The sequence below is a fragment of the Pseudomonas sp. ES1 genome, assembly GCF_050586605.1.
Taxonomy (GTDB): domain Bacteria; phylum Pseudomonadota; class Gammaproteobacteria; order Pseudomonadales; family Pseudomonadaceae; genus Aquipseudomonas; species Aquipseudomonas sichuanensis.
The window spans coordinates 60,509-78,670 of sequence record NZ_JBOBDM010000008.1 but is presented as its reverse complement, the minus strand read 5'-3'; the positions used below and the strand labels follow the sequence as shown (position 1 = coordinate 78,670).

General features: G+C 63.0%; 15 protein-coding genes. 5 read left to right on the top strand and 10 right to left on the bottom strand.

Features of this window, described 5'->3' with window-relative positions; translation table 11 throughout:
* Positions 1-180 precede the first annotated feature (180 nt).
* Entirely contained in the window at positions 181-1,464 is a 1,284-nt protein-coding gene (locus tag ACQ4N9_RS05435) for a GGDEF domain-containing protein (RefSeq protein WP_390966183.1), read from the top strand.
* 123 nt (positions 1,465-1,587) lie between these two features.
* On the top strand, positions 1,588-3,366 hold the full coding sequence (locus tag ACQ4N9_RS05430; protein WP_390966182.1) for an acyl-CoA dehydrogenase C-terminal domain-containing protein: 1,779 nt from the start codon (positions 1,588-1,590) through the stop codon (positions 3,364-3,366).
* A gap of 396 nt (positions 3,367-3,762) precedes the next feature.
* Here the strand turns inward: ACQ4N9_RS05430 and ACQ4N9_RS05425 are convergent, their stop codons facing one another.
* Entirely contained in the window at positions 3,763-4,686 is a 924-nt protein-coding gene (locus ACQ4N9_RS05425; RefSeq protein WP_390966180.1) for a LysR family transcriptional regulator, read from the bottom strand.
* A 210-nt stretch (positions 4,687-4,896) separates the two neighbouring features.
* Between ACQ4N9_RS05425 and ACQ4N9_RS05420 the strand changes: the two genes are divergently transcribed.
* Together ACQ4N9_RS05420 and ACQ4N9_RS05415 are read left to right on the top strand one after the other, a co-directional pair.
* Positions 4,897-6,174: an aspartate aminotransferase family protein gene (locus tag ACQ4N9_RS05420; protein WP_390966178.1), complete on the top strand. Its 1,278-nt coding sequence runs from the start codon at positions 4,897-4,899 to the stop codon at positions 6,172-6,174.
* A 164-nt stretch (positions 6,175-6,338) separates the two neighbouring features.
* The gene (locus tag ACQ4N9_RS05415; protein ID WP_009681539.1) at positions 6,339-6,497 is read left to right on the top strand and encodes a YqaE/Pmp3 family membrane protein; all 159 of its coding nucleotides are present in this window, start codon (positions 6,339-6,341) and stop codon (positions 6,495-6,497) included.
* Positions 6,498-6,618: 121 nt separating this feature from the next.
* Here ACQ4N9_RS05415 and ACQ4N9_RS05410 read toward each other — a convergent pair whose 3' ends face one another.
* The 7 genes from ACQ4N9_RS05410 to pqqF all read right to left on the bottom strand — a co-directional run bounded on the left by ACQ4N9_RS05410 (position 6,619) and on the right by pqqF (position 14,220).
* On the bottom strand, positions 6,619-8,442 hold the full coding sequence (locus ACQ4N9_RS05410) for an alpha/beta hydrolase family protein (RefSeq protein ID WP_390966176.1): 1,824 nt from the start codon (positions 8,440-8,442) through the stop codon (positions 6,619-6,621).
* Positions 8,408-9,556: a pyrroloquinoline quinone biosynthesis protein PqqE gene (gene pqqE, locus ACQ4N9_RS05405; protein ID WP_390966174.1), complete on the bottom strand. Its 1,149-nt coding sequence runs from the start codon at positions 9,554-9,556 to the stop codon at positions 8,408-8,410. Before pqqE ends, ACQ4N9_RS05410 begins: the two co-directional genes overlap by 35 nt.
* Positions 9,528-9,803 carry a pyrroloquinoline quinone biosynthesis peptide chaperone PqqD gene (gene pqqD / locus ACQ4N9_RS05400; protein ID WP_390966172.1) on the bottom strand — a complete coding sequence of 92 codons (276 nt, stop codon included), beginning with the start codon at positions 9,801-9,803 and terminating at the stop codon, positions 9,528-9,530. Before pqqD ends, pqqE begins: the two co-directional genes overlap by 29 nt.
* Positions 9,800-10,555 carry a pyrroloquinoline-quinone synthase PqqC gene (gene pqqC, locus ACQ4N9_RS05395; RefSeq protein WP_110994307.1) on the bottom strand — a complete coding sequence of 252 codons (756 nt, stop codon included), beginning with the start codon at positions 10,553-10,555 and terminating at the stop codon, positions 9,800-9,802. Before pqqC ends, pqqD begins: the two co-directional genes overlap by 4 nt.
* Before the next feature lie 122 nt (positions 10,556-10,677).
* Positions 10,678-11,589: a pyrroloquinoline quinone biosynthesis protein PqqB gene (gene pqqB, locus ACQ4N9_RS05390; protein WP_390966170.1), complete on the bottom strand. Its 912-nt coding sequence runs from the start codon at positions 11,587-11,589 to the stop codon at positions 10,678-10,680.
* Between the two features lie 76 nt (positions 11,590-11,665).
* Positions 11,666-11,737: a pyrroloquinoline quinone precursor peptide PqqA gene (gene pqqA, locus ACQ4N9_RS05385; RefSeq protein ID WP_008365141.1), complete on the bottom strand. Its 72-nt coding sequence runs from the start codon at positions 11,735-11,737 to the stop codon at positions 11,666-11,668.
* 167 nt (positions 11,738-11,904) lie between these two features.
* Positions 11,905-14,220, bottom strand: coding sequence for a pyrroloquinoline quinone biosynthesis protein PqqF (gene pqqF, locus ACQ4N9_RS05380; protein ID WP_390966168.1), 2,316 nt, complete (start codon positions 14,218-14,220; stop codon positions 11,905-11,907).
* Between the two features lie 261 nt (positions 14,221-14,481).
* Here pqqF and ACQ4N9_RS05375 point away from each other — a divergent pair, with 261 nt between their 5' ends.
* The gene (locus tag ACQ4N9_RS05375; protein WP_390966166.1) at positions 14,482-15,489 is read left to right on the top strand and encodes a hypothetical protein; all 1,008 of its coding nucleotides are present in this window, start codon (positions 14,482-14,484) and stop codon (positions 15,487-15,489) included.
* A gap of 54 nt (positions 15,490-15,543) precedes the next feature.
* Here the strand turns inward: ACQ4N9_RS05375 and ACQ4N9_RS05370 are convergent, their stop codons facing one another.
* A complete protein-coding gene (locus ACQ4N9_RS05370; RefSeq protein WP_390966165.1) occupies positions 15,544-16,338 on the bottom strand; it encodes a carbon-nitrogen hydrolase family protein in 795 nt (264 codons plus the stop codon).
* A gap of 16 nt (positions 16,339-16,354) precedes the next feature.
* A complete protein-coding gene (locus ACQ4N9_RS05365) occupies positions 16,355-18,037 on the bottom strand; it encodes a flavin monoamine oxidase family protein (protein WP_390966163.1) in 1,683 nt (560 codons plus the stop codon).
* Between the last annotated feature and the right edge of the window lie 125 nt (positions 18,038-18,162).

Sequence of the window (18,162 nt, the reverse complement as noted above, 5' to 3'; positions counted from 1 at the left end):
GCCCGTTCTTACAAAAAGAAGGGAAAAGTTTGCAGAGATGTCGCATCCAGTAACGAGTGTGCCTCAAGCATGCACACCTACCTGCCGTTAACCCGACGTCAAAATTTCATCTATTCAGGTGCACAGTGGATGAAGTAGGGGCACAATGCCATTATTGATCTGCCGGGTCGGAGATTACCCTTGTTTCGTCTATCCGCTGTACGCGTGAGCCACTTCCTGCCTTCGCTGATTCTTTTGCTGTCGGGCCTTGCCGCGGCCTATGTGAGGGACCTGAGTGTCTTCTTCACATCGCTGTTCAATGTGCTGCCCACCTTGGTCCTGCTGTTGGGCGGGGCCTATTGCGCGGTGTATCGCCGGCAGCGCGAGCTGTTCCTGATGGTCACGGTGTACATCGCCTATTTCCTGCTCGACACCCAGACCGACTTCTACCGCGACAATGGCCGGGTGCGCGAGGATGCTGCAGTGATCTTCCACCTGGTCTGCCTGCTGCTCCCGGCGTTGTTCGGTCTGTATGCGGCCTGGCAGGAACGTACCCACCTGGCCCAGGACATGCTCGCCCGCTTTGCCGTGCTGTTCGCTGTCGGCAGCGTGGCGCTGGCGCTGGAGCAGAGCTTCCCCGAGGCCCTGTTGGGCTGGCTGGCGGAGATCCGCTGGCCGTCGCTGCATGGCCAGTGGATGAGCCTTATCCAGTTGGCCTACCCGCTGTTCTTCGCCGTGTTCATCCTGCTGGTGGTGCAGTACCTGCGCGAGCCCCGGCCTTTGCATGCGGCGCAGGTCATCGGGCTGATCGGTATCTTCTGGATGCTGCCCAAGACCTTCATTCTGCCGTTCACCCTGAACATCATGTGCAGCCAGGTGATGCTGATGATCGCTGCCGCCGTCTCCCACGAGGCCTATCAGATGGCCTTCCGCGACGAACTGACCGGCCTGCCGGGGCGCCGCGCATTGAACGAGCGCATGCAGCGGCTGGGGCGCAACTACGTGATCGCCATGAGCGACGTCGACCACTTCAAGAAATTCAACGACACCCATGGCCATGACGTCGGTGACCAGGTTCTGCGCCTGGTGGCCAGCCGCCTGTCCAAAGTCACCGGCGGTGGCCGCGCCTACCGCTATGGCGGCGAGGAGTTTGCCCTGGTGTTCGCCGGCAAGACTGCCGAGGAATGCCTGCCGCACCTGGAGGCGGTGCGCGAGATGATCGCCAACTACGCCATCCAGCTGCGCGACCAGAGCAATCGCCCGCAGGACGATGGCGCCGGCCGACAGCGCCGTGCTGGGAGCGGTAGTAGTACGGTTTCGGTCACCATCAGCATCGGTATCGCCGAGCGCCAGCTTGAGCATCGCAACCCCGAGCAAGTGCTCAAGTCCGCGGACCAGGCCCTGTACAGCGCCAAGGGCGCGGGGCGTAACTGCGTGATGACCTTCGGCCAGCAATCGCAGCGCGGTGCCATACGCATGGCGTGACCATGGATGACTATTCGGTCGCATGATGACCCTATGTCTCGAAAAAGTTGTTCGGTTACACTGGCTACAACCCAGTGCCGCGGTCCCGTCGGACCGCCCCGAGCCTTATAGCGAGAGGTTGTCATGGCTGAATATAAAGCGCCCCTGCGCGATATGCGCTTCGTTCTCAATGAAGTCTTCGACGTGGCCGCACTCTGGTCGCAGTTGCCCGCCCTGGCCGAGACGGTCGATGCCGACACCGCCATGGCCGTGCTGGAGGAGGCCGGCAAGGTCACCAGCAAGACCATTGCCCCGTTGAGCCGTGCCGCCGACGAAGAAGGCTGCCACTGGGACAACGGCGCAGTGCGCACCCCGGCAGGCTTCATCGAGGCCTACCAGACCTTTGCCGAAGGTGGCTGGGTGGGCGTGGGTGGCGATCCGCAGTTCGGCGGCATGGGCATGCCCAAGGCGATTTCCGCCCAGGTCGAAGAGATGGTCAACGCCTCGAGCCTGGCGTTCGGCCTGTACCCGATGCTCACCGCCGGTGCCTGCCTGTCGATCAACGCCCACGCCAGTGAGGCGCTGAAGGAGAAATACCTGCCGAACATGTACGCCGGCGTCTGGGCCGGTTCCATGTGCCTGACCGAGCCCCACGCCGGTACCGACCTGGGCATCATCCGCACCAAGGCCGAACCGCAGGCCGACGGCAGCTACAAGGTCAGCGGCACCAAGATCTTCATCACCGGTGGCGAGCACGACCTCACCGAGAACATCATCCATCTGGTGCTGGCCAAGCTGCCGGACGCCCCGGCCGGCCCCAAGGGCATTTCGCTGTTCCTGGTGCCCAAGTTCCTGGTCAACGAAGACGGCAGCCTCGGTGCGCGCAACCCCGCCAACTGCGGCTCGATCGAGCACAAGATGGGCATCCAGGCCTCGGCCACCTGCGTGATGAACTTCGACGAGGCAGTCGGCTATATCGTGGGTGAGCCGAACAAGGGCCTGGCCGCCATGTTCACCATGATGAACTACGAGCGCCTGGGTGTTGGCATCCAGGGCCTGGCCTCGGCCGAGCGCTCGTACCAGAACGCCGTCGAGTACGCCCGTGACCGCCTGCAGAGCCGCGCACCAACCGGCCCGCAGGCCAAGGACAAAGCCGCCGACCCGATCATCGTCCACCCGGACGTGCGTCGCATGCTGCTGACCATGAAGGCGCTGATCGAGGGTGGCCGGGCCTTCTCGAGCTACGTGGCGCTGCAACTCGACAGCGCCAAGTACAGCGAAGACGCCGCGACCCGCAAGCGCAGCGAAGAACTGGTGGCCCTGCTGACCCCAGTGGCCAAGGCTTTCCTCACCGACCTTGGCCTGGAGTGCACCGTGCACGGCCAGCAGGTGTTCGGTGGCCACGGCTACATCCGTGAGTGGGGCCAGGAGCAACTGGTACGTGATGTGCGCATCACCCAGATCTACGAAGGCACCAACGGCATCCAGGCCCTGGACCTGGTCGGTCGCAAGGTGGTGGCCAGCGGCGGCGCCTACTACCAGCTGTTTGCCGACGAGATCCGCCAGTTTGTCGCCGCCGCTGGCAGCGAGTTGGGTGAGTTCACCAAGCCGCTGGCGGCTTCCCTCGACCAGCTCGACGAACTGACGGCCTGGGTGCTGGACAAGGCCAAGGGCAACCCTAACGAAATCGGCGCGGCGTCGGTGGAGTACCTGCACGCGTTCGGTTACGTCGCCTATGCCTACATGTGGGCACTGATGGCCCGTGCGGCCAAGGCGGGCGAGGGCGATGCCGACTTCTACGGGGCCAAGCTGGGTACTGCACGGTTCTACTTCGCGCGGCTGTTGCCACGGGTGCATTCGTTGGTGGCTTCGGTGAAGGCAGGGAGCGATTCGCTCTATCTGCTGGACGCTGAACAGTTCTGATCAACCTGTGGGCTGCCCTGCCGCCCACTCCAGTCCGTCCGGCGCGTCAATCGGCAGCGCTTACGCAGGGCACGATTTTCGTGGCCCTGCTTGTAGGAATGTTGTCGTGGTGGCGTGGGATTGATCGGAAAGCTGCAAGTATCAAGTCCCTGCTGGCCTCGCCATTTGCCCATGAATCCTTTTGTAAGCTTTGGCTTACATGACGTGGTGACTTTTCGCCCCTTTCCTAAGATTGGATCCACGGTTACTCTTTCTTACATGGACGTAGCGCAGGAAGCGCAATGGACAAACAGGGACACGAAAGGATCCTGCCAGGACGGTGGGGAGATAGGGATGTCACAGGGAAACAGTCTAGGAAACCTCGCTTCGGCGGGGTTTTCTTTGTGCCTGTGTTTTTCAGCCGAGCACGTCCAGCGCTGATATGCCCAGCTGGCGCGCGTCGGTTTCTGCTTCCAGCAGGGTGCGCAGCAGCTCCACAGACGCCTGCTGGCGCTGGGCATCGCGGAATACCAGGCCGACCTTCAGCGGTACCCGCGGCTCGCTCAAGGGTTTCCACAGCAGTGCCTGGTCATCCTCGGCAGCCTCTTTGGCTCGCCCTGGCAGGACGGTGGCCAGCGCCGTGTGCGCCAGGCTGTCGAGAATCCCCGCCATGTTGTTCATCTCTGCCTGTACCTGCGGCCTGCGGCCCAGGTTGGCCAGTTGTGCCTTCCAGATCTGGCGGATCTGGAACTCTTCACCCAGCATCAGCATCGGCAGCTCGGCCGCCTGGCGTAGCGAGACCTTCTTGAAGTCTTTCAAGGGGTGGGTATTGGGGATGACCAACTGCAACTCGTCCTCATACAGCAACAAGCCGTGCAGCCCCGGTTGGCGCGGTGGCAGGTAGCTGATCCCGATATCCAGGTTGCCGTTGAGCAAGCGTCGCTCGATCTCCAGCCCCGACAGTTCATAGATCTGCACCACAAGGTGCGGCTGAGCCTTGCGCACGCGTTCCAGCAGCTGTGGCACCAGGCTTGGGCGCACGGTCTGCAGCACGCCGATGGCCAGGGTACGCAGCGACTGGCCCTTGAAGTTGCGCATGGCCTCGTGGGCCCGCTGCAGGCCATCGAGCAGGGGCAGGGCGTGGTTGTACAGGGTGTGGGCGGCCAGGGTTGGCAGCAGGCGTTTGTTGCTGCGTTCGAACAGGCTCAGGTCGAGGCTGTGCTCCAGCTGACGGATCTGTTGCGACAGCGCCGGCTGGGACAGTGACAGGCGTTCGGCGGCGCGGCCCACATGGCCTTCTTCATACACCGCGACGAAATAACGCAGTTGGCGAAAATCCATAAGTGATACTTATCGAAAAAGCTGAAAAAACCAAATGGCCCCGGAGCGCCCCGAGGCCTAGTCTATCGCCGTATTCCAGTGGGTTACAGCGATCATCGAGGCGATTGTTACCCCGGATGAAAAACACTTTTGATAGGCAAGGCAAAATATCAAATCCGGCATTCGACCGGAGGCCTTGACCGCCGCCGACCGTGAATGGCTGGAGCCCTGATGAACCTGTTCAACCTGCGCCGCCCGGCCCCTGCCGTGGCAGCGCCCAAGCCTGTCCCGGCGGCCGAGCCCGCCACGGCGCAGCTATCGCGCGAACGGCTGATGCCCGGCAGCGAGCGTGCGGCGCAGGTGTTCGTGCGCGGCCAGGGTTCCTGGCTGTGGGACAGTGAAGGGCATGCCTACCTGGACTTCACCCAGGGCGGCGCGGTCAACAGCCTCGGCCACAGCCCGAGCGTGCTGGTCAAGGCGTTGGGCAGCCAGGCCCAGGCATTGATCAACCCAGGCGCGGGTTACCACAGCCGCACCCTGCTCAGGCTGGTCGAGCTCCTGTGCCAGAGCACCGGCAGTGACCAGGCCTACCTGCTCAACAGCGGCGCCGAGGCCTGTGAAGGGGCGATCAAGCTGGCGCGCAAGTGGGGCCAGCTGCACCGTAACGGCGCCTACCACATCATTACCGCCAGCCAGGGCTGCCACGGGCGAAGCCTGGGGGCGCTGTCGGCTTCCGACCCGTTGCCGTGCAACCGCTGCGAGCCGGGGCTGCCGGGTTTCAGCAAGGTGCCGTTCAACGACCTCGCCGCGCTGCATGCGGCGGTGGACTCGCGCACCGTGGCGATCATGCTCGAACCGATCCAGGGTGAGGCCGGCGTGATCCCGGCCACCCGTGAATACCTCAAGGGTGTCGAGCAGTTGTGCCGTGAACTGGGCATCCTGCTGATCCTCGACGAGGTGCAAACCGGCGTAGGGCGTTGCGGTGCCCTGTTGGCGGAACACACCTACGGCGTGCGGGCTGACATCGTCACCCTGGGCAAGGGCTTGGGCGGCGGTGTGCCATTGGCGGCGTTACTGGCCCGTGGTTCGGCCTGCTGCGCCGCTCCCGGCGAGCTGGAAGGCAGCCACCACGGCAACGCCCTGATGACCGCCGCTGGGCTAGCGGTGTTGCAGACCGTGCTGGAGCCGGGGTTCTGCGAGCAGGTGCAGGACAGCGGCCGGCACCTGCGCGATGGCCTCAGCCGCCTGGCCGGGCGCTATGGCCAGGGCGAAGTGCGCGGCCAGGGCTTGCTGTGGGGGCTGCAGTTGCGCGATGACGCCGCCGCAGCCTTGGTCGAGGCCGCGCTGCATGAAGGCCTGCTGCTCAATGCCCCGCAGGCCGATGTGGTGCGCTTATCGCCGGCCCTGACCGTGAGCAAGGGCAACATCGACGAGATGCTCCTGCGCCTGGCCCGCGCCTTTGCCCGTTTGCACACCCAGCAAGCCAACCGCCGTGAAGTGTCGGCCTGACCGGCCACCCGGCGTAACGAATTCAACGAACCGTCTCGCGTTTCTGCGCATCGCCCTTGGCCTGTAGTGTTTGGCTCGGGGCGTTTTTTTTGCCTGGCGTTCTGTGATGGAACCACTGCGCGGTGCAGCTAGTCTTTGTTGAAACCCTTCAAGGAGCGTTTCGCATGGATTTCATTCGCATCATCATCGCCATCATCCTGCCGCCACTGGGGGTGTTCCTCCAGGTGGGTTTCGGTGGGGCGTTCTGGCTGAACATCCTGCTGACCTTGCTGGGGTACATTCCGGGCATCGTGCATGCGGTGTACATCATCGCCAAGCGTTGAGGCCTGGCTGGCCTCATCGCCGGCAAGCCGGCTCCCACAGGCAAAGTACAGGTCTTGAGTTCGGCGCGCTCAGGTGGGAGCCGGCTTGCCGGCGAAAGGGCTGCAAGGCAGCCCCGTCCATCTACCGGCCCAACACCCGGCAATAGAACTTCCACTCCTCCTCCAGCGCATGCGCCAGGTTCGCCGCCTGGCGGAACCCATGGCGCTCACCGGGATAGAAGTGCCCCTCGGCCTCGATGCCGTTGGCCGTGAGGGCGTCGAGCATGCTGCGGGTCTGCTCCGGTACCACCACCGCGTCCAGCTCGCCCTGGAAGAACACCACCGGCACCTTGATCCGCCCGGCGTGCAGCAGCGGCGTGCGCTGGCGATAACGTTCGGCATCGCGCCGCGGGTCGCCGATCAACCAGTCGAGGTAATCGCCCTCGAACTTGTGGGTCGCGCGGCCAAGTGCCTCAGGGTCGCTGACGCCATAAAGGCTGGCACCGGCACGGAAGACCTCATGGAACGCCAAGGCGCACAAGGTGGTATAGCCCCCGGCGCTGCCGCCGCGGATAAAGGCCTGGCTCGGCTCGATCAGGCCCCGTGAGGCGAGGTGGGCGACGGCGGCGCAGGCATCCTCCACGTCGCTCTCGCCCCAGCGCAGATGCAGTGCCTGGCGGTAGGCACGACCATAGCCGCTGCTGCCGCGGTAGTTGAGGTCGGCGACGGCGAAACCGCGCTGGGTCCAATACTGGATACGCGGGTCGAGCACCGGGTAGCAGGCCGAGGTCGGGCCGCCGTGGATGAACACCAACAGTGGCGACGGTGTGCCACCGGCCATGGCGGGGTAGAAGAAGCCGTGGGCCACGCCATCGCCGCTGGCATAGCGGATCGGCTGCGGGGTGCTGATATGCGCGGCGGGCAGTACCTGCGCGCCGCCTGCCAGTACCAGGACGTCATGGTTGCTGCGGTCGATGGCAATCACAGCCGGCGGGCTGATCGGCGACGCGGCGATGGCGTAGACATGCCCGGCATCCATGGCCAGGCTGCGAAAGCGTGTATAGGCGCTGGCGTAACGCGCCATCTCGCCCGTGTTGCTGCGTAGCCCGAGCTGGCCGAAGCCGTCCTCGAACCAGCTGGCCAGGTAGCTTTGCGGGCCAAGCGCCAGCCAGGTGCAGGGCCCCAGTTGCCAGGGAGCCGCGGCGTGGTCGGCGCTTGCCGAAGGCAGGCGCTGCCAGTGCCCATCGACCTCGCCCCAGGGCTGCCAGTAGCCGTCGAGGTCAGACAGGCAGTACAAGCGGCCCTGGGCATCGAAGCGCGGTTGTTGCAGGGACTCTGTGCCCCCGGCAATGCAGTGTGGCGCCCCCCACGCACCGCTGGCATCGCGCTCGCGACACATCAGGCGGGTGACGGTCCAGGGTTGATGCGGGCGGTCCCATTCAATCCAGGCCAGGCGACAGCCATCGGCGCTGATGGCCGGTGTGGCATAGAAGTCGGCCCCTTCGGCGAGCACATCACGCCGGCCTTCGGCAAGGGCAACCAAGCGGTGCTCGATGTGGCTGCCATGGCGCTCCTCGATCGCCAGCACCTCACCCGCGTGCCACAACAGGTCGCCGTAACGGCAATCGTTGTGCTGGGTCAGCTTGTGAGGTGGCGTGCCATCGAGCGCCTGGAAATAGACCTGTTGATCGTTCTCGTTGACGAACGCCAGGCCATCACCCGTGAGGCAGAAGCTGCCGCCACCATATTCGTACACCCGGCTGCGCACACTGAAACCATCGGGGGTGAGGCAGTGGGCCTGTTGGTCGCGCCAGTGCCAGATACGGCAAGCGCCGTCGGCTGGGCGGAACTCATTCCAGAACAAGCCCTGCTCACCGGCCTTGAGCTCGGCAAAATCGGTGCCGGCGGCCACCGCCTGTGCGGCGCTGAACTCAGCCGCGGGCGATGACATGGGAGTTGCGCTCATTGCGGAAGGTCAGCTCTTCGATGGCAAGGGTGGCGTGCTCGGCCTCCTCGCGGGCCTTGAGGATGATGCCGTGGTCCGGCGATTTGCCGCACACCGGGTCCGCCTTGCTGGCATCGCCGGTGAGCATGAACGCCTGGCAGCGGCAGCCGCCGAAGTCCTTTTCCTTTTCGTCGCACGAGCGGCAGGGTTCGGGCATCCAGTCATAGCCGCGGAAGCGGTTGAAGCCGAACGAGTCGTACCAGATGTGGTGCAGGTCATGCTCGCGCACATTGGGGAACTGCACCGGCAACTGGCGCGCGCCATGGCAGGGCAGGGCGGTGCCGTCGGGGGTGATGGTCAGGAACAGGCTGCCCCAGCCGTTCATGCAGGCTTTGGGGCGCTCTTCGTAGTAGTCCGGGGTGACGAAGATCAGCTTGCAGGGGTGGCCTTCGGCCTTGAGCCTGGCGCGATATTCGTTGGTGATGCGCTCGGCGCGCTCCAGCTGCTCGCGGGTTGGCAGCAGGCCCAGGCGGTTGAGCTGCGCCCAGCCGTAGAACTGGCAGGTGGCGAGTTCGACGAAGTCGGCTTCCAGGGCGATGCACAGCTCGATGATGCGGTCGATCTTGTCGATGTTGTGCCGGTGCGTGACGAAGTTGAGCACCATCGGGTAGCCGTGGGCCTTCACCGCCCGGGCCATCGCCAGCTTCTGCGCGAATGCCTTCTTCGAGCCGGCCAGCAGGTTGTTCACTTGCTCGTCGCTGGCCTGGAAGCTGATCTGGATATGGTCCAGCCCGGCCTGCTTGAAGGCGGCAATCTTCTGCTCGGTCAGGCCGATGCCGGAGGTGATCAGGTTGGTGTAGTAACCCAGGCGCCGGGCTTCAGCGATCAATTCGGCAAGGTCCTGGCGCACCAGCGGCTCGCCGCCGGAAAAACCGATTTGCGCGGCGCCCATCTCGCGGGCTTCGGCCATCACCTTGAACCACTGCTCGGTCGTCAGCTCCTTGCCCTGCTCGGCGAAGTCCAGCGGGTTGGAGCAGTACGGGCACTGCAACGGGCAGCGGTAGGTGAGCTCGGCCAGCAGCCACAAGGGCAGGCCGACCGGCACCTCAGGCGAGGGTGATCCAGTGTTCGGCACGGGCCACCTCCATGAATTGCTCGATATCGTCGGCGACTTCGGGCACACCGGGGAACTGCTGTTCAAGCTCGCTGATGATCGCCGCAACGCTGCGTTGGCCATCGACCAGCCCGCCGATCAGGCCGGCGCTGTCGTTGAGCTTGATCATGCCTTCGGGGTACAGCAGCACATGGCCCTTCTGCGCCGGCTCGTACTGGAAACGGTAGCCGGGGCGCCAGGCGGGCACCTGATCACGATTGAAACTCATAGGGCGATCCCCTTGTGCCAGACCCGTTCAGCCGTGACGCTGTGATAGGGCGGGCGGTTCAGTTCATAGGCCATGCTCATGGCGTCGAGCATGCTCCAGAGGATATCCAGCTTGAACTGCAGGATCTGAAGCATGCGCTCCTGCCCGGCACGGGTGGTGTAGTGCTGCAGGGTAATCGCCAGGCCGTGTTCCACATCGCGGCGGGCCTGGCCCAGGCGGGTGCGGAAGTACTCATAGCCGGCCGGGTCGATCCAGGGGTAGTGCTGCGGCCAGCTGTCCAGCCGCGACTGGTGGATCTGCGGGGCGAACAGTTCGGTCAGCGAGCTGCTGGCGGCCTCCTGCCAGCTGGCGCGGCGGGCGAAGTTGACGTAGGCGTCGACGGCAAAGCGCACGCCGGGCAGCACCAGCTCCTGGCTGCGCAACTGGTCCGGGTCCAGGCCCACGGCCTGGCCCAGGCGCAGCCAGGCCTCGATGCCGCCGTCCTCGCCTGGGGCGCCGTCATGGTCGAGCAGGCGCTGGATCCATTCGCGGCGCACCTCGCGGTCCGGGCAGTTGGCCAGGATCGCTGCATCCTTCATCGGGATGTTGACCTGGTAATAGAAGCGGTTGGCCACCCAGCCCTGGATCTGCTCGCGGCTGGCGCGGCCCTGGTACATCGCCACGTGAAACGGGTGATGGATGTGGTAATAGGCGCCCTTGGCGCGCAGGGCCTGCTCGAATTCGGCAGGGGACATCGGTGTTGCGTCATTCATTCAGCACACTCCCTTGGAATGAACCATCGGCCCCTGTGGGAGCGGGTTTACCCGCGAATGCTTCGGTGCAATCACTGCCGCATTCGCGGGTGAACCCGCTCCCACAGGCTTGTGCAAGACCTTCACAATTCGATGCTCATGCCATCGAAGGCCACTTCCACACCCCGACGCAGCACCTCGGCCCTTTGCGGCGAGTCTTCGTCGAGGATCGGGTTGGTGTTGTTGATGTGGATAAGCACCTTGCGCTGGCGCGGGAAGCCGTCCAGCACTTCGAGCATGCCGCCTGGGCCGTTCTGCGCCAGGTGGCCCATCTCGCGGCCGGTGCGGGTGCCGACACCGCAACGCTGCATTTCATCATCCTCCCACAGGGTGCCGTCGACCAGCAGGCAGTCGGCGCCGTGCATCATCTGCAGCAGCTTGTCGTCGACCTGGCCCAGGCCCGGGGCATAGAACAGCTTGCCGCCGGTGCGGGTGTCCTCCACCAGCAGGCCCAGGTTGTCGCCCGGGTGCGGGTCGAAACGGTGCGGCGAGTAAGGCGGTGCGGCGCTGCGCAGGGGGAAGGGGGTGAAGCGCAGGTTGGGGCAGGCGTCGATCACGAAGCTGCCTTCGAGCTCGATGCGGTTCCAGGCCAGGCCGCCGTTCCAGTGGCTGAGCATGGTGAACAGCGGGAAGCCGGTGGTCAGGTCCTGGTGGACCATGTCGGTGCACCACACCTTGTGCGGGCAGCCTTCGCGCAGGCTGAGCAGGCCGGTGGTGTGGTCGATCTGGCTGTCGAGCAAAACGATCGCGTCGATGCCGGTATCGCGCAGCGCGCGGGCCGGCTGCATGGGCGCAAAGGCCTGCAACTGGGCGCGGATGTCGGGCGAGGCGTTGCACAGGATCCAGTGCTCGCCGTCATCGGACAGGGCGATGGAAGACTGGGTGCGCGCAGTGGCGCGCAAGGTGCCGTCGCGGTAACCCTTGCAGTTGGCGCAGTTGCAGTTCCACTGCGGGAACCCGCCACCGGCGGCAGAGCCGAGAATCTGGATGTACATGGCCACTCTCTATCCGAAAACCGTGTCCGAAAACGAAAACGCCCCGGCGGGCCGAGGCGTTGAACCGCAGAGCTGCTTAGCGGCTGGCGAAGTACATGGTGACTTCGAAGCCGATACGCAGGTCGGTGTAGGCGGGTTTGGTCCACATGGGATGTCTCCTTCCGGATGGGTTGGGTTGATCGGTTACTCATTGGGCCGCGCCTGGAGTGCGCGGTTCCATTGGCTGAGATTGCGCTATCTTACAAGAAAAATTTGTACCGAAAGGTTAATTCTTCGAAAAGCGCCATTGCATGATGAGTAACAATCGGCTGCGTGTCAGTGCCAGCTCGAGTTCGGCGCCGCGGCGTTGGCGAGGCACAGCCAGCCGTGTTCGGCGTCGAGTAATTGGCGCAGCAGGTCGTCCAGTTGCGCTTGCTCGACAGTGAGAATAGACCTGCTCATGTAGGAAAGATCGGGATTCTGTGTCGCCAGATGTGCCTGCCACGCCCATTCCGCCACCTCAGCGTTGGTCATGGCGCTTTCCTCGAACTGCGCGGCGAGTTGCTGGCGGGCATGGATGTCGAGGCGCACGCCGTCCTTGAGCAGCTGGAGCAGATGGTCGAGGATCTGCGCGTGGCTGGCGTGGGGGGATTGCACGCCGAACAGCAGCCCGCCGACCCCGTCGACCTGATGAAAGGCACTGAACACGGCATATCCCAATTGCAACTCGACCCGCAGCCGCTGGTAGAACGGGCCTTGCAACAGTTGCGCGAGCAGTCGGCCGCAGCCTTGCAGTGCCGCAGGCAGCGGACAGAACAACAGCAAAGCGTGCTCGCTGCCCAGGGGCATAACCTGATGCCAGAATCTTCCAGTGAAATTCGCCGGTGTTCGAGCTTCGCCAGGCAGCCCCAAGATGTATTGCAGGGCGGCGCCCAGGGCACCTTGTTGCCTTTCGTCAAAGCCAATCGCCAAGCCTTGCCAGCTGGCTTGTTGCCAAAGTGAGTCGAGTTGTGACGGCTTGGGAATGCAGGATGGCTGAGGTTGCTGATCTGCGGACAACAGCACGTCCGGTAATGCCTTCAGCAGTGCGCGTATTGGGGGCAATGCCGGTTGTGTGGCGGGTGGCGCCTTCCAGCAATGCGTGGAGGGCGTGTGCAGCATCGACAGTGCTTCCGTGATGCAGCGGATCACTGCGGCCGGCTGCCCGCTTGAACGCAGTTGCCAGTACTCGCCGCTGGTGCTGAAGCATAGTGACAGCGCGACCCTTTCGGCGCGCTCCATCAACGGTTGCAGGCTGCACTCGAGAATAGCCTGGAAACGCTGGCGCAGAGGCGAGGGAATACGCCAGCGCAGGTACAAGGTGGCGTACTGGCGCACGGATGGCAGGCTGAGGTCTAGGGCCAGTCCGTCCGGCAGCGGCGCACTGCGTGGCGGCATTTCGGTATCGAGCAGCGGTTCGGCGGGAGGTAGTTTCCAGTGCCCCGCGCCTCGCTGTGGCAGGTCGTCCAGAAGCTTGGCGAGTCCGGCCAGACCCTGCTCGTCGAGTCCTTGGTATGGCTGGCCCATGCTGTCGCGGCGGGCGAGATCGAGGGCGCCTCTGGCCAGCTCATGGCGCCGTTGCAGCACTGTATAAGCGTCGTTCAGATGTTCAGGCGCTTGTCGCTTGATGAACGCGAACCAGCTGTGAAGCAAAGCCTGTATTTGTGGCAGGGACGCACTGTCGGTCAGCTGCAACTGGATATGCCAAAGCATCTGCCCGGCGTGGGCGTGGAGCAAATTCGCCTTGCACCGTTGCACCCAACCACGCTGGCGGATCTCAGCTAGCCAGGTGCCGGGCCGGTTGTCGCTGAGCAGGCTCAGCAGCAGGTTCAGGGCCTGTTCCGCCCCAGGAGGTAGACCTTCGTGGGCGTACAACAGGTCGTGGCGCGTTTTGTACGAGTCTGGTTGACGTAGAGGGCTGTCGAGCAGGGGCGGCGGGGCTTGTTGTTCCATGCGTGGGCCAGACGCGAACAGCTCGCCGTGTCGGCGACCCATACGCTCCAGTTCATCCAATGGCTGAGGGCCGACCAGGCTTAAGGTGATCTGTCCGCCCCGGTAGAAGTGGTGGTGAAATTGGGCCAGCGCTTTCTGGAACCTTTCATTCTGCAGCTGCAATGTGTGGCGATTGCCGGCGTGGAAACCGCCAAGCGGATGTCGTTGAGACACTGATTGAAGCAAGACGAAGTCGCGCTGAGCTTCCTTGTTGCGTGACCAGGCGATGAACTCGGCATGAATAACCTCGCGTTCACGGCGCTGGCGGTCGCGGCTCAAATCTGGCTCGGCGAGCATTTGACATAGTCGTTCGAGCCCGCCGGCCAGGGCGTTCGGCGGCACTTCGAAGAAAAAATCGGTGGTGCGCTCGCGGGTGCTGGCATTCACCTGGCCACCTTGGCTCTGCACATAGCGCATCAGCCCAGCTTCCAGGGGGAAGCGGGAGGTGCCAAGGAAGAACAGGTGTTCCAGGAAGTGCGCCAGGCCTGGCCATTCAGGCGGGGCGTCGTGGCTGCCTGCGTGTACCCGCAGTGCCGTAGCTGAGCGCTTGAGGCGCGGGGAATGGCGCAGGGTGAGTTGCAAGCCATTGGCCAGCGATAGTTGTCGGGTGGCAACAGGCATAGGGACTCCAGCAAGACATAGCGCATGCTAACGCGTTCATGGGCAATGGGGTATTGCTGCTGGGGTGTTGACTGCGGGAGTCGAGGGCTTATGGATTGAAATTTTACTACTGTTATTTTTACTAGTTGTTCATTGCGTTAGCCGGTAGTTCAATAGTTCTACCCGCCGTGGATGACGTAGTTATCTGGGTTGTCGCGCTGTTTGCAAAGTGCGCAGGCGAGAGGATTTTTGTTGTCATTGATACTCTCTTGGAGGTTTTCTATGTCAGTAAAAAACTGGATGGTGGCCGTTTGCTTCCTGCTGATATCGGCTTGCGCCACTTCTATCAGGTCGCCAACGGAGCCCGTAGCGGTGACTGCAGATCCTCAACTGGCAGCCACCAATACCGCCCCCCGCGCAAGCTTGGCCGATGGTCAAAGCATTGCAGCTTTGATGAATAAGAATTACAACGAAACAACTACGTCCTGTACTGAGTATGGTACAGGGAAAACACGAGGGTATTATTTTTGCACCGGGGTGTTAGCTCGGACTACGGATAACGGTAACTTCAATCCATGGGAGCCCAGTGCTACGGCATTGCAGCTAAGAGCGACATCTTTCTCGTGGATACGGCACGATATAAATACAAGGACCTTCTACAAACGAGCAGGGTTTCTATTATTGAGCCCAGCTGATGTATTAGCAGGTACCATACCCGGCGCGACTTACCTAACTGTTGGTAGTAATGTTGCGGTGACGTGTGTTTATCCTTTTGATGCCTATACCACAAGAACGATGAACAGAAACTACCTGGGTTGTGATTTTGAAGGCACAGGTTTAGGTCATCCTAACATTGGACACACGTGGGGTAGCTGCGACAACAAGCTTGGACTTACAACGGCCGCGCAATGGAACAGCCATTTTATTTCTAATGGACAGGTTAACTACCGGCAATGCTCGTGGAATGCTGATAATCCTCAGGGTTGGCGCAATGCCATTGCCTCCCACGCCAGTTTCCCAACAGGACAGAGTTCATGGAACGAAGTCATGTTTTTTAATTATGGCCCCAACGTGTCCCCAAGTGTTAACGACACAATGGCGCGTTGGATCGTGGCCTTCTTCTACGATCCTGCGAAAAGCGGATCATTGAATGATGCCCAGGTGTTTCAGGCGAAGCTGGCAAGTCTCAAAAATAGACGCGTTCCTATCCTAAAGCTCGATTTCAATGCCCCAGCGGCACAGCGCTTCCAGTTCAATGCAGCCGATCAGGCCCATCAATACTATCCTTGAACAGGATTGGATAGCCGAATGAAGCGCTTGTGTGTCGCTTCATTCGGTTTGCAATCATTTCCTGACCAGATGCAACTCTGTGCGTAGGTCGGTCAAGTACGGAAAGGCTTTTCGCCCCTCCAGCACTCGTTCGTGCTCCAGCTCCGCCAGCAGCAGGCTCTCGTCACGCCCGGCCATCGCCAGCAGGCTGCCGTCCGGCCCGACGATGCTGCTCTGCCCGCAATACTGGATCTGGCCTTCGCTGCCACAGTAGTTGGCGTAGACCAGGTAGCACTGGTTCTCCTGCGCCCGCGAGCGCACGGTCACCTGGCAGACGAAGTCGTACGGCGCCATGTTGGCCGTCGGCACCAGAATCAGCTCGGCGCCGGCCAGTGCCAGGCGCCGGGCGTTCTCCGGGAACTCGATGTCATAGCAGATCAGCAGGCCGACCTTCCAGCCGTCCAGCTCGACCACCGGGAAGTGATTGGCGCCCGGGCTGAACATCGAGCGGTCAAGCTCGCCGAACAGGTGGGTCTTGCGGTAGTTGCACAGGCTGCGGCCATGGGCGTCGATCAACTGAACGCTGTTGTAGATCGCGCCGTCGTCGGCCCGCTCGGGGTAGCCGTAGGCGATGGCGATGCGCTGAGCCTGGGCGATTTCCACCACGGTCATCGCCGAAGGGCCATCGTCGGCCTCGGCCAGGCGTTCCACCTGGTCCAGGCCAATGTTGTAGCCACTCAGGAACATCTCCGGGCACACCAGCAGTTGGGCACCTTGCTGGGCAGCCAGCTGGGCCTGGTGCTGCAGGCGTTCGAGGTTGCCGGGCACGTCCAGGGGGCCGGGCGTGCCCTGGAACAGGGCGATGCGCATCACGCTACTCCTTCGCTCAGTCGGCCAGGGCGATCGGTCCGATTTCATCGAACACATCGCCCGGGCCTGGGTTGTCCGGGTGGGTCTGGCCACCGAAGTGGTTCATGATACCCCACACCGCGTTCAGCGAAGTCTGCACCGCGCCTTCCACCCAGGCCGGGGTCCACGACACGTCGTCACCGGCGATGAAGATGCCGCGCTGCTCGGCGGGCATGTCCTGTTGCATGAAGTGCGCGTACATGCGCTGGTTGTAGCGATAGTGGCCCGGCAGCGCGCCCTTGAAGGCGCCGAGGAAGTGTGGGTCGGCCTCCCAGGAAATGGTGATCGGGTCGCCGATGATGTGCCCGGCGATGTCGGTCTTGGGGTAGATCTTCTTCAGTGCGTCGAGGGCCAGCTGCACGCGCTTTTCGGTCGGGTGCGGCAGCATCTTCAAGGCATCGCTCATCCAGGCGTAGGACAGGCAGATCACCCCTGGCTTGTCGTCACCGTTGTCGAACAGGTAGGTGCCGCGGGTCAGGCGGTCGGTCAGGGTCATGCTCATCAGGTCGCGGCCGGTCTCTGGATCTTTGTCTTTCCAGAATGGCCGGTCGACCATCACGAAGGTCTTCGACGACTGCATGTAGCGGGTACGGTCCAGGGCCATCCACATCTTTTGCGAGAACAGCGCCTCCTCGCAGTCGATCTGGGTGGTCAGCAACCAGCTCTGGCAGGTGGTGAGCACCGCCGCATAGTGGCGTACGTCGCCATAGTTGTCGGTAACGGCCAGCAGGCCATCGGAGGCCCGGGCGATGCGTTTTACCCCGGTGCGCGGTGCGCCGCCGTGCAGCGAGCGCAGGCTGGTGCCGGCCGGCCAATGGGTGCAACGCTCCGGCACATGGCGCCAGATACCCTGCGGTACCTGCTCGACGCCGCCGACCACCAGGTGCTGATGATCGTCGCAGTTGGTCATGACCACCCGGAAGATTTCCAGCATCGAGTTGGGGAAGTCGGAGTCCCAGCCGCCGGTACCGAAGCCTACCTGGCCAAACACTTCGCGGTGCTGGAAGCTCAGCTTGGCGAACGAGCGCGAGGTGGCGACGAAGTCATAGAAGGTGCGGTCATCCCACAGCGGCACCAGCTTGTTCCACAGGTCTTTCAGGCGTGGCACATCGCGGTCGCGGATGGCCTGCTGGATATCGCTGAATTGTGCGCCGCTTTCCAGGGCATCGGCCCAGGCATCGGCCACTTCGTGGAACAGTTGCGGCAGGTCGGCCTTGTTTTCGGCGTAGTAGGTCTGGCCTTCGAGGTCGATCACCGTGCTGCCTGAGGCAGGGGTGAGCGGGTTGGGGAAGGGTTTGGTTTCCAGGCCCAGCTTGTCGACGTAGTGATAGAACGCCGTGGACGACACCGGGAAGCGCATGCCGCCCAGCTCGGCGACGATGCCATCGGTGCCATTGAAGGCTTGCGAACGCAGGCGCCCGCCCAGCTTCGACGCCTCGTATACCACTGGCTTGAGGCCCAGCTTCATCAGCTCGTAGGCCGCCACCAGCCCGGCAATGCCACCGCCGACAATCGCCACTTCCTCGCCATGCCGCGCCGCGGGGATGCTGCCCAGGCCGGCCGGGTGTTCCAGCCAGTCATCGAAGCCGAAGGGGAAGTCCGGGCCGAAGATGGTGATGGGTTTCTTGCCGTCGGCGGGGTGGCGGTTGTTCTTGTTCATGTAGTGACCTTGCCAGAGAGGCTGCGCAGCGGGCGGAGCCTGAGTATAGAGAATGACTGGTGGCCATTTTATGAAGCGCGGTGTTCGTAAATAAGATGCAGAGTGGCGTCGTTATGTCGTTTATT